Below are 11,570 nucleotides of genomic sequence, written 5' to 3'. Positions count from 1 at the left end.
GCGTGGCGTCGGTGGCGGCGCCGATCCACGACCGGCACCGGATGCCGGTGGGCGCGGTCGGCGTGACCGGCGCGGTGGAGCGGGTGTGCCGGGCGGACGCCAAGGACGAGCTGCGCCCCGAGCTGATCGCCGCGGTGCGCGACTGCGCCCGCGCCGTCTCCAGGGACCTCGGCGCCAGCCGCTTCTGACCTGCCGCCTTCACCCCCGCCCTCCCGAGAGCCCCGCCCGCGTGCGGGGCTCTCGCCGTTCCGTTTCGCCGTTTCAGGGTGCAGGGGACAGTCATCCGCGCGACCATCGGTGGACGCCCGGAACGCACAGCGACCGATAGCCCCGAACGATCAATAACGATCGTGCTTTCGATAACAGAACCCTTGACGAGTCCGTAACCCCAGAGACAGACTCGCGTCCATCGGTCGGCATTGTCGAACACCTACCGGCAATACGCGCTAGAGTGTGGACAGGCCAGGCCGGACCCGCCCCCCGCAACGGGGGCTCGGACCACCGGAAAGGGACCCGGGGGTTCGCAACTCGGGTATTCCCCTGGACGAAGGACAAAGGAGTCGCGGGTGTCCAGCCACGACATCTTCCTCGGCGAGACCATCGGTACCGCCGTACTCATCCTGCTGGGCGGTGGCGTGTGCGCCGCCGTCACGCTCAAGCGCTCCAAGGCGCAGAACGCCGGCTGGCTCGCCATCACCTTCGGGTGGGGTTTCGCGGTCCTGACCGGCGCCTACCTGGCGGGCGGCGTCTCCGGCGCCCACCTCAACCCCGCCGTCACGATCGGTCTCGCGATCGAGGGCGGCACCAAGTGGAGCGACGTGCCGCTCTACCTGGCCTCGGAGCTGCTCGGCGCCATGATCGGCGCGGTGCTGGTCTGGCTGACCTACTACGGCCAGTTCAAGGCGCACCTGACCGACCCCGACGTGCTCAAGGCGCACCTGGGTGACGTGGACGAAGGCATGGTCGACCCGAAGGCGGCCCCGAAGGCCGGCCCGGTGCTCGGCATCTTCTCCACCGGCCCGGAGATCCGGAACGCCGCGCAGAACCTGGTCACGGAGATCATCGCCACCGTCGTGCTGGTGCTCGCGATCCTCACGCAGGGACTCAACGACGGGGGGAACGGTCTCGGGGTGCTCGGCGCGCTGATCACCGCCCTGGTCGTCGTCGGTATCGGTCTCTCGCTCGGTGGCCCCACGGGCTACGCGATCAACCCGGTCCGCGACCTCGGCCCGCGCATCGTCCACTCGCTGCTCCCGCTCCCCAACAAGGGCGGTTCGGACTGGTCGTACGCGTGGATCCCGGTGGCGGGTCCGCTCATCGGCGGCGCGCTCGCCGGAGTCATCTACAAGCTGTTCTGACAGCCGCCCCGAGCGACGCCACCGACACCGACACCGCACGCATCACCAGGAGACACCGTGACCGACGCACACACCGCAGGTCCGTTCATCGCGGCCATCGACCAGGGCACCACCTCCAGCCGCTGCATCGTCTTCGACAAGGACGGCCGGATCGTCTCGGTCGACCAGAAGGAGCACGAGCAGATCTTCCCGAAGCCGGGCTGGGTCGAGCACGACGCCAACGAGATCTGGGCGAACGTGCAGGAGGTCGTCGCCGGGGCCATCACCAAGGCCGGCATCACGCGCGACGACATCAAGGCCATCGGCATCACCAACCAGCGCGAGACCACGCTGCTCTGGGACAAGAACACCGGTGAGCCCGTCCACAACGCCATCGTCTGGCAGGACACCCGCACCGACGCCCTGTGCAAGGAGCTCGGGCGCAACGTCGGGCAGGACCGTTTCCGCCGCGAGACCGGTCTTCCGCTCGCGTCCTACTTCGCCGGTCCCAAGGCCCGCTGGCTGCTCGACAACGTCGAGGGCCTGCGCGAGCGCGCCGAGCGCGGCGAGATCCTCTTCGGCACGATGGACACCTGGGTCATCTGGAACCTGACGGGCGGGGTGAACGGCGGCCGGCACGTCACCGACGTCACCAACGCCTCCCGCACCCTCCTGATGAACCTGCACGAGATGCAGTGGGACGAGCGCATCTGCTCCTCCATCGGCGTCCCGATGTCGATGCTGCCCGAGATCCGCTCCTCCGCCGAGGTCTACGGGGAGGTCACCGGCGGCTCGCTGGGCGACGTGCTCGGCGGTATCCCGGTCGCCTCGGCGCTCGGCGACCAGCAGGCGGCCCTGTTCGGCCAGACCTGTTTCGCCGAGGGCGAGGCCAAGTCCACGTACGGCACCGGCACCTTCATGCTGATGAACACCGGTGACAAGGCCATCAACTCGTACTCGGGCCTGCTGACCACGGTCGGCTACCAGATCGGCGACCAGAAGCCGGTCTACGCCCTCGAGGGCTCGATCGCCGTCACCGGTTCGCTGGTGCAGTGGATGCGCGACCAGATGGGCCTGATCAAGTCGGCCGCCGAGATCGAGACGCTCGCGTCCTCGGTCGAGGACAACGGCGGCGCGTACTTCGTGCCCGCCTTCTCCGGCCTGTTCGCCCCCTACTGGCGCTCGGACGCGCGCGGTGTCATCGCGGGCCTGACCCGCTACGTCACCAAGGCGCACATCGCCCGCGCCGTGCTCGAGGCCACCGCCTGGCAGACCCGCGAGATCACCGACGCCATGACGAAGGACTCCGGCGTCGAGCTCACCGCGCTCAAGGTCGACGGCGGCATGACCTCCAACAACCTGCTGATGCAGACCCTCTCGGACTTCCTGGACGCGCCCGTCGTGCGTCCGATGGTGGCCGAGACGACCTGCCTCGGCGCCGCCTACGCCGCCGGTCTCGCCGTCGGCTTCTGGTCCAGCACCGACGACCTGCGTGCCAACTGGCGCCGGGCCGCCGAGTGGACCCCGCACATGGACGCAGACGTCCGTGACCGCGAGTACAAGAGCTGGCTCAAGGCCGTCGAACGGTCCATGGGCTGGCTCGAAGACAGCTCTGTCGAGGAGTAACACCCCACCATGAGTACCCAGTCCACCCTGCAGACCGTGCCTGCCCTCGGAACGCACCCGGTCGCCGGCTCCCACCCGGGCCGCGCCGAGACCCGCGAGCAGCTTTCCAAGGCGACGTACGACCTCCTGGTCATCGGCGGCGGCATCCTGGGCATCTCCACTGCCTGGCACGCGGCGCAGTCCGGTCTCAGGGTGGCCCTGGTCGACGCCGGCGACTTCGCCGGCGCCACGTCCTCCGCGTCCTCGAAGCTGCTCCACGGCGGCCTGCGCTACCTGCAGACCGGCGCGGTGAAGCTGGTCGCGGAGAACCACTTCGAGCGGCGTGCGGTGTCCCGGAACGTGGCCCCGCACCTCGCGAACCCGCTCACCTTCTACCTGCCCGTCTACAAGGGCGGTCCGCACGGCGCCGCCAAGCTGGGCGCGGGCGTCTTCGCCTACTCGGCGCTGTCCGCCTTCGGCGACGGCGTCGGCCACCTCCTCTCCCCCGCCAAGGCGCAGCAGGACGTGCCCGAGCTGCGCACCGAGAACCTCAAGGCCGTCGCGGTCTACGGCGACGACCAGATGAACGACGCGCGCATGGCGCTCATGACGGTCCGCGCGGCCGTCGACGCCGGCGCCGTGGTGCTCAACCACGCCGAGGTCACGGGCCTGCGCTTCACGCGGGGCCGGGTCACGGGCGCGGAGCTCAAGGACCGCACGGACGGCACGGAGTTCGGGGTCGGCGCCCGGCTCGTGCTGAACGCGACGGGCCCGTGGGTCGACCACCTGCGCCGGATGGAGGACCCGAACGCGGCGCCGTCCATCCGCCTGTCCAAGGGTGCGCACCTCGTCATGAAGCGGACCTCCCCCTGGAAGGCCGCGCTCGCCACCCCGATCGACAAGTACCGCATCACCTTCGCCCTCCCGTGGGAGGACATGCTGCTGCTCGGCACGACCGACGAGGAGTACGAGGGCGACCCGGCCGACGTCTCCGTCACGGAGAAGGACATCGAGCAGATCCTCGACGAGGCCGCCTTCTCGGTCCGCGACCAGCAGCTCGAGCGCGAGCTGATGACGTACGCGTTCGCCGGTCTGCGCGTGCTGCCCGGCGGTCCGGGCGACACGTCGAAGGCCAAGCGGGAGACGGTCGTCACCGAGGGCAGCGGCGGGATGCTGTCCGTCGCGGGCGGCAAGTGGACGACGTTCCGGCACATCGGCCGTACCGTCATGCAGAAGCTGGAGTCGCTGCCCGGGCACCCGCTCGGCGACGACTTCGAGCCGATCAAGGACCTGCCGAAGCGGCTGCCGCTGCCGGGCGTCGCCAACCCGCGCGCCGTCGCGCACCGCCTCCTGGTCGACAACCCGGCGCCCGGCCCGCGCATGGCCGCCGACACGGCCAAGCACCTGGCGACGCACTACGGTTCGCTCGCCTTCGACATCGCGCGACTGGCCAACGAGAACCCGGAGCTGTCCGAGCGGATCCACCCCGACGCGCCGGAGATCATGGCGCAGGTCGTGTACGCGCGCGACCACGAGTGGGCCGAGACGCCGGACGACGTGCTGCGCCGCCGCACGACCCTGACCATCCGCGGCCTCGCCTCGGACGAGGTGCGCGGCAAGGTCCAGAAGGTCCTGGACGACAAGTAGGACGACGGCCCGCACGGCAGCGGCCCCGCATGGCAGCGGCCCCGCCCCCTCGTGGGCGGGGCCGCTGCCATGCCGCGTACACACGGCCGCAACGCCCCGGCGCGAGGCTGGACGCATGAAGTTTCAGGTTCTGTCCATCATCGGGCACGCGCCGCATCCGCTGTCCGGTGAACTCCCCACGGCCGCCGACCGGTTGGCCCAGGTCGTCGAGGTCGGCGCCGCCGCCGAGCGGCTCGGGTACGACGCCTACGCGATCGGCGAGCGGCACGCCGGAGCGTTCCTGTCGTCGAGCCCGACCGTCCTGCTCGGCGCGCTCGCGGCCCGCACGACCCGGATCCGCCTCCTGACGGGCGTCACCGTCGTCGCGATCCTGGATCCGGTGCGGGTCGCGGAGGACTACGCGACCCTCGACCAACTGTCGCGCGGGCGCGTCGAGCTGGTCATCGGCAAGGGCGCGGAGGCGGGCCACTTCGATCTGTTCGGGCTCGACGAGGCGCGGCAGTGGGACCTCCAGGAGGAGAAGTACGAGCTGCTGCGCCGGCTGTGGACGGAGGAGGGCGTCGACTGGGAGGGCGAGTTCCGGCCGCCGCTCAAGGGCGTGACGACCGTCCCGCGCCCGTACGCGGGACTCCCCCGCGTCTGGCACGGCTCGGCCACCTCGCTCAACTCACCGGAGCTGGCGGCCCGGCACGGGGATCCGCTGTTCACGGCGAACGCGATCCAGCCGCGGGCCGCCTACGCGCGGCTCATCGACCACTACCGGGAGCGGTTCGCGGCGTACGGGCACGATCCGGCGCGCGCCCACGTGGCGGCCGGGTCCGGTGGGCTGCTGATCGCGGACACGCACGAGCAGGCGGTCGCACGCTACAAGGAGCTGTACGAGGCGAAGGTGGCGCAGACCTTCCGGCCGGCGCTGGCCGGGAAGGCGGGTTACAACACGCCGTTCCGCACGATCGAGGACGCGATCGCGGACGGACCGCAGCTGATCGGCTCACCGCAGCAGATCATCGACAAGATCCTCGGCTACCACGAGGTCTACGGGCACGACCTGCAGTCGGTGACCGTCGACACGTTCGGTCAGGGCACGTCCGAGCAGACGGAGACGCTGCACCGGTTCGCGGAGGAGATCGCACCCGTCGTGCGCCGGGCCGCGCCGAGCACGCTGTGGGAGTGAGCCCGGCTCAGGAGCCGGGCCGGTCCCGCTCGTCCGCGTCGACGATCGAGCGCTCGAGCTTGCCGAGCAGCCGGGCCAGCTGGCGGCGCTCGGACGGGGAGAGGCCGGCGAGCATCCCGCTCTCGTTCTCGAGGTGTTCGGCGAAGACCGTGTCGACCTTGGCCAGGCCCTCGTCGGTGAGCCGGGAGTAGACGACGCGCCGGTCGTCGGCGTCCCGCTCGCGCACGATGAGGCCGTCCTTCTCGAGCCGGTCCATGCGCAGGGTGACGCCGGCGGAGGAGACGAGCCCGGAGTCGGCGAGCCGGCCCGCGGTGAGGCGGTACGGCGCGCCGGCCCGGCGCAGCGCGGTCAGGACGTCGAACCCGGCGACGGACAGGCCGTGCTGCTCTATCGAGGCGTTCAGCCGGGTGTTGTACCGCAGGAACGAGCGGTGCAGTCGGGCCAGCACCTCGAGAGGCGAGGGGTCGAGCTCGGGCCGCTCGCGCGCCCAGTCCGCCACGATCTGTGCCACGGCGTCCTGCCGCGTCGCCCTGCGCTCGGCCATGCCCGTCTCCCCGTCCCCTCGCACGCCTTCCGGGTGGGCGTGAGGTCGTACGCCCCTGAAAATATTACCCCTGAAGCGATCACGGTCGAGGGGCGAGACTCCGCTTCCCGGGTTCAGCGGCCACGGCGGCCCAGGAGGCGGACGAGCACGACGGCCGCGAGGACGACGGCGACGGGCACCGCGGCCCTGCGGACCAGCACCGGCAGGGCGGCGGCCCCCAGGTCCACGGCCTCCGGTTCGGTGGCCGCGGCGGCCACCGGTGCGGCCGTCGCGGCTCCCTGCGGGTCGCTCAGGAGCTCCTCCAGCCGTCCCGCGAACTGGCCGACGATCCGGTCGCCGACCTCGGTCATGATGCCGCGTCCGAACTGCGCGGGCCGGCCGGTGATGTCGAGGTCGGTGCGGACCCGTACGCGGGTGCCCGCCGGGTCGGGCTCCAGGTCCGCGGTGACGGTCGCGGAGGCGGTGCCCGCGCCGCGGGTCTCGCTGCCGGTGAGGGCGAGCCGCATGCTGCGGGCGGCGGCGTCGCGGGTGACGGTGCCCTCGCCGCGATAGCTCATCTGGACGGCGCCGACCTTGACCTTGACGCGGCCGGTGAAGGCGTCGCCGTCGAGGGTGTCGAGGACCGCGCCGGGCATGCACGGCGCGACGCGGGCGAGGTCGTGGAAGAGCCGCCAGGCGTCGTCGGGGGCGGCGGGCACGGTGAAGGTGTGGTCGAGCTGCATGGTCGAAGTGATCCCATCGTGCGTCAGCGGGCGGGGGTACGGATCAGGTCGCGGATACGGTCGGGTGACAGGGGGCCGCGGCGGACGACGACGCCGAAGGGGCGCAGCGCGTCCTCGACCGCGTTCGCGAGGACGGCCTGCGGGGCGATGGCGCCGCCCTCACCGAGGCCCTTGACGCCGAGGTCGTTCATCGGACTCGGCGTGTGGATCTCGTCCATGTCGAGGTCCGGGATCTCGGAGGACGTCGGGACCAGGTAGTCCATGTACGTGCCGGTGCGGGGCTGGCCGTCGGGGCCGTAGATCATCTCCTCGTAGAGGGCGCCGCCGATGCCCTGGGCGACGCCACCGGTGACCTGGCCCTCGGCGATGAGCGGGTTGACGATGACACCCGCGTCGTGGACGACGACGTACTGGAGGATCTCCAGCTCCCCGGTGTGCTCGTCGACCTCGACGACCGCGGCGTGCGCGCCGCCGGCGACGGCGAAGCCGGGCGGGCGGAAGTGGACGGTCTCGCTGAGTTCCGTCCCGTGCCGTCCGTCGGTGGGTTCGGGGGTGCCGGGCAGCGGGGCGCGGCCCGTGAGTTCGGCGAGGGTGAGCGTGGGGCCGTCGGCGGATTTCGTCGTGAAGACGCCGTCGGTGAGGGTGAGTTCGGCGACGGGGACACCGAGGCGGCGGGCGGCGGCGTCGAGCGCCTTCTCGCGGACGAGCTTTCCCGCACGGTGCGTGGCGTTGCCCGCGTTGACGAGGGCGCGGCTGGCGATCGTGCCGACGCCGAACGGGGTGCGCCCGGTGTCGCCCCCGACCACGTCGATGACGTCGAGCGGCACGCCGAGCGCGTCGGCGGCGATCTGCGCCATGGAGGTGCGGTGGCCCTGCCCCTGGGAGGGGGTGCCGATCGCGAGCTTGACCCGGCCGCTGGGGGCGATGTCGATGCGCGCGGTCTCGAACGGCCCGAGCCCGGTGGCCTCGATGTACATCGCGTGGCCGACGCCGATGTGCTTGCCGTCGTGATGCCGGTCCTCGGGGACCCTGAGCTTCGCGCGGGCCCGGCGCAGCAGTTCGGGGAAGTCCCCGGAGTCGTAGGACTGGGGGTTGCCGGAGCGGTCGACGAGGCCGGTGGTGTACGGCATGGCGTCGGGGGTGATCAGGTTGCGGGCGCGGAGTTCGGCCGGGTCGAGGTCGAGGCGGGCGGCGAGCCGGTCCATGGCGCGCTCCATGGCGAAGACGGCCTCGGGGCGGCCCGCGCCGCGGTAGGGCGTGGCGAACGCGGTGTTGGTGAGGACGCCGAGGACGTCGATGTCGACGTGGGGGATCCGGTAGGGCCCGAGCAGGTGGCACAGGGAGTTGTACGGGACGACGAGCCCCGTCATGTTGTAGGCGCCGAAGTTGACGGTGATGCGGTCGCGGACGGCGAGGAGGGTGCCGTCGGCGTCGGCGGCGAGTTCGATGCGGTGGATCTGTTCGCGGGCGTGCGAGGCGGCGGTGAGGTTCTCGCCCCGGTCCTCGCGCCACACGACGGGCCGGTCCAGCTGCTGTGCCGCGTACGGGAGGAGGAGCTCCTCGACGTAGAGGATGCCCTTCTGGCCGAAGCCGCCGCCGACGTCGGTGGCGATGACGCGGACGCTCTCGGTGTCGCGGCCCAGGGTGTGCGCGATGGCGTCGCGGACGCGGTGCGGGGTCTGGGTGTTGGACCAGACGGTGAGCTCGCCGCTGTAGGGGTCGACGCGGGCGGCGACGGCCCGGGTCTCGATCGGCGAGGCGACGTAGCGGTGGGCCCGGAACTCCTCGCTGACGACGGTGTGCGCGGCGGCGAACGCGGCGTCGGGGGTGCCGACGGTGGCGGTGACGGCGACGGCGGTGTTGTCCGGCAGGCCGGCGTGGAGGAGCGGGGCGTCGGCGTCGAGCGCGCGGTCGGGGTCGACGAGGACCGGCAGGGGGCCGTAGCGCACCTCGATGTGTTCGAGGGCGTCCTCGGCGAGGTAGCGGCTGTCGGCGAGGACGAGCGCGACGGGCTGGCCGGCGTAGTGGACCTTGTCGGTGGCGAGCAGGGGCATCGGGGTCAGGGCAACGCGCGGGGCGAGGAGTTCGGCCAGGCGCGGCGGGGTGCGCAGCTCCTCCTTGTTGAGCAGGGGCGGCATGTGGGCGACGTCGGCGCCGGTCAGGACGGCGAGGACGCCGGGAAGCCGGAGCGCGGCGCTCACGTCGACGGACTCGACGACGGCGTGGGCGTGCGGGCTGCGCAGGACGGCGGCCTCGGCGGCTCCGGGGAGGTCGATGTCGTCGACGTAGCGGCCCTGACCGCGCAGCAGGCGGTCGTCCTCGACGCGCGGGACGGGCTTGCCGATCCAGGTGGTGGTCTCGGTGGCGGTCACGGGTCACTCGCCTCGCTCGGGTTCAGGGGCTGCGGCGGTCCGGCCGTCGGCGCCGTAGGTCTCGTCGAGGGCCTGGCGGACGGCGCTGCGGATGGTGCGGTAGCCGGTGCAGCGGCACAGGTGGCCGCTGAGGGCGTCGGCGACCTCCGGGCCGGTCGGGCGCTCCGGCTGCTCGGTGAGGGCGGTCGCGGTCATCAGGAAGCCAGGGGTGCAGAAGCCGCACTGCATGCCGTGGCAGGTGTGGAAGGCGCGCTGCACGGGGGTGAGCGGGGTCCCGTCCCGCGCGAGTCCCTCGACGGTGCGCAGTGCGGCGCCGTCGCACTGGACGGCGAGGGTGAGACAGCTGCGGGCGGGCACGTCGTCGATCAGAACGGTGCAGGCACCGCAGACTCCGTGCTCGCAGCCGACATGGGTGCCGGTGAGGCGGAGCCGGTCGCGCAGGAAGTCGCTGAGCAGCAGCCGGGATTCGACCTGGGCGGTGACGGGTGCGCCGTTCACGCTGAGCCGGACCGCGTGCCAGCCGGAGGTCTCGGTGAGCGGTGGCATGCGCACGGGCAACGCGGCCGGTGCGTCGTGCGCGTCCTGCGTGCCCTGCGCGTCCTGTGAGGCCGTCCCGGACGGGGTGAGGGGGTTCATCGGGTGCGCTCCCAAGCGGTGGTGCAGGCACGGACGAGGAGGTGGGCCGCGCTCTCGCGGCGGTACGTGGCGCTCGCGTGGATGTCATCGGCCGGGGTGAGGCCGTCGAGGGCGGCGTCCCGCGCGGCGTCGAGAGCGGCGGGTCCGACGTCGGTGCCGGTGAGCGCCGCTTCGACGGCGGGGAGCCGGACGGGGACGCTGCCGACGCCGCAGAACACGGCGCGTGCGCCGGTGACGACGCCGGGTGGCTCGGGGGTGCCGTGGCCGCGGTCCAGCAGGACGGCCACCCCGACCGTCGCGAAGTCGCCGTGCCGGCGGGCGAGTTCCTCGAAGGCCCAGCCGCCGGTGCGCGGCGGCAGGACGACCTCGGTGAGCAGTTCGTCCGGCTCGACGGCCGTCTGGAAGGTGGCCACGAAGAAGTCCTGGGCGCGGACCGTGCGGGTGCCGGCGGGCCCCGCGACGACGAACCGGGCGTCCAGCGCGAGCGCCGCGGTGGGGAGTTCGGCGGCCGGGTCGTGGTGGACGAGGCTGCCGCAGACGGTGCCGCGGGCCCGGATCTGGGGGTGGCCGATGTGCCCGATGGCGGCGGCGAGCAGCGGCCAGTCCGCACGGACCCGGGGGTCGGCGGCGACGCGTGCCTGGCGGACGGCGGCGCCGATGTGCAGGGCGCCGCAGGCGTCGACGGTCAGGGCGCCGAGCTCGGGGATACGGGTGATGTCGACCAGGAGACCGGGCCGGGCCAGCCGCATGCTGAGCATCGGGACGAGTGACTGGCCGCCGGCCACGACCTTGGGCTCCCGGTCCTCGTCGGCGAGCAGCGCGAGCGCCTCCGGGACGCTGCGCGGCGCGCTGTAGTCGAAGGGTGTGGGTTTCATACCGTCTGGCACCGGACCTCTCGGGGCGGGGGCGGGGCGGGAAGGCTGCCGGGGGGGCGGCCCGCGTCCTGGGTGGCTCCACCAGGTCGATCTATCTAGTAGCTAAAATAATCAACACTGAACTATCTTCTTGGCAAGAGGTTGCGGGAAAGGTTGCGGGAAGAGGTTCCGCACACCCGGGTCGGCGAAGGAGCCGGACATGACGGATGACGTGATCGCACAGGCGGCCGCGTGGCAGGCCGCGGGCGTCCGTTTCGCGACGGCGACGGTGGTCGGGACGCACGGCTCGGCCCCCTTCCCCGTCGGCACGTCGATGCTGGTCGGCGCGGACGGACAGATCGTCGGGAGTGTCTCCGGGGGCTGCGTGGAGGGGGCGGTGTGCGCAGCGGCCGAGGAGGTGCTCGCCGGCGCCAGCCCGGTCCGCGCGGTGTACGGGGTCGGCGCCGACGACGCGTTCGCGGTCGGACTGACCTGCGGCGGGACCATCGAGATAGCGGTGTGTGAGACGTACGGCGACGTGCCGCTGGGGCGAGTGGCCGCCGATCTGGCGGGGCGCCGTCCGGTGGCGCTCGTGACGCCGACGGACGGGCTGGGCGGGCTGGCCGTGGGGGCCGCGGGCCGGTCCGGATCGCTGGGCGACGCACCCCTGGACGCGGCC

The 11,570-nt window shown here is 72.5% G+C and carries 11 protein-coding genes; 6 read left to right on the top strand and 5 right to left on the bottom strand.

All coding sequences use genetic code 11. The features are described from left to right. The 5 genes from GTW43_RS18150 to GTW43_RS18130 all read left to right on the top strand — a co-directional run. On the top strand, positions 1-188 hold a 188-nt coding region (locus GTW43_RS18150), incomplete at its 5' end, for an IclR family transcriptional regulator C-terminal domain-containing protein (protein ID WP_237536665.1). A gap of 378 nt (positions 189-566) precedes the next feature. After that, a complete protein-coding gene (locus tag GTW43_RS18145; RefSeq protein WP_161303063.1) occupies positions 567-1,358 on the top strand; it encodes an MIP/aquaporin family protein in 792 nt (263 codons plus the stop codon). 57 nt (positions 1,359-1,415) lie between these two features. After that, complete coding sequence (gene glpK, locus GTW43_RS18140) at positions 1,416-2,963, top strand: glycerol kinase GlpK (RefSeq protein WP_161303062.1); 1,548 nt, start codon at positions 1,416-1,418, stop codon at positions 2,961-2,963. 9 nt (positions 2,964-2,972) lie between these two features. Next, positions 2,973-4,589, top strand: a complete 1,617-nt coding sequence (locus tag GTW43_RS18135) for a glycerol-3-phosphate dehydrogenase/oxidase (protein ID WP_161303061.1) — start codon at positions 2,973-2,975, stop codon at positions 4,587-4,589. Positions 4,590-4,704: 115 nt separating this feature from the next. Further along, positions 4,705-5,763 carry an LLM class flavin-dependent oxidoreductase gene (locus tag GTW43_RS18130; protein WP_161303060.1) on the top strand — a complete coding sequence of 353 codons (1,059 nt, stop codon included), beginning with the start codon at positions 4,705-4,707 and terminating at the stop codon, positions 5,761-5,763. A gap of 7 nt (positions 5,764-5,770) precedes the next feature. Here the strand turns inward: GTW43_RS18130 and GTW43_RS18125 are convergent, their stop codons facing one another. From GTW43_RS18125 to GTW43_RS18105, 5 genes are all read right to left on the bottom strand, one after another. After that, positions 5,771-6,307 (bottom strand): MarR family transcriptional regulator, encoded by a 537-nt coding sequence (locus GTW43_RS18125; RefSeq protein ID WP_161303059.1) that lies wholly within the window; start codon positions 6,305-6,307, stop codon positions 5,771-5,773. A 113-nt stretch (positions 6,308-6,420) separates the two neighbouring features. Further along, positions 6,421-7,029 (bottom strand): SRPBCC family protein, encoded by a 609-nt coding sequence (locus GTW43_RS18120; RefSeq protein WP_161303058.1) that lies wholly within the window; start codon positions 7,027-7,029, stop codon positions 6,421-6,423. Between the two features lie 23 nt (positions 7,030-7,052). Then, positions 7,053-9,401 carry a xanthine dehydrogenase family protein molybdopterin-binding subunit gene (locus GTW43_RS18115; RefSeq protein ID WP_161303057.1) on the bottom strand — a complete coding sequence of 783 codons (2,349 nt, stop codon included), beginning with the start codon at positions 9,399-9,401 and terminating at the stop codon, positions 7,053-7,055. A gap of 3 nt (positions 9,402-9,404) precedes the next feature. Next, the gene (locus GTW43_RS18110) at positions 9,405-10,037 is read right to left on the bottom strand and encodes a (2Fe-2S)-binding protein (protein ID WP_343246045.1); all 633 of its coding nucleotides are present in this window, start codon (positions 10,035-10,037) and stop codon (positions 9,405-9,407) included. Next, a complete protein-coding gene (locus GTW43_RS18105; protein ID WP_161303056.1) occupies positions 10,034-10,912 on the bottom strand; it encodes an FAD binding domain-containing protein in 879 nt (292 codons plus the stop codon). The genes GTW43_RS18110 and GTW43_RS18105 overlap by 4 nt, the downstream gene beginning before the upstream one ends. A 199-nt stretch (positions 10,913-11,111) precedes the next feature. Here GTW43_RS18105 and GTW43_RS18100 point away from each other — a divergent pair. Continuing rightward, on the top strand, positions 11,112-11,570 hold a 459-nt coding region (locus GTW43_RS18100; protein ID WP_161303055.1), incomplete at its 3' end, for an XdhC family protein.

Origin of the sequence: Streptomyces sp. SID5785 (assembly GCF_009870065.1) — a bacterium.
GTDB lineage: Bacteria > Actinomycetota > Actinomycetes > Streptomycetales > Streptomycetaceae > Streptomyces.
This window is presented reverse-complemented; position numbering and strand designations above follow the sequence as displayed.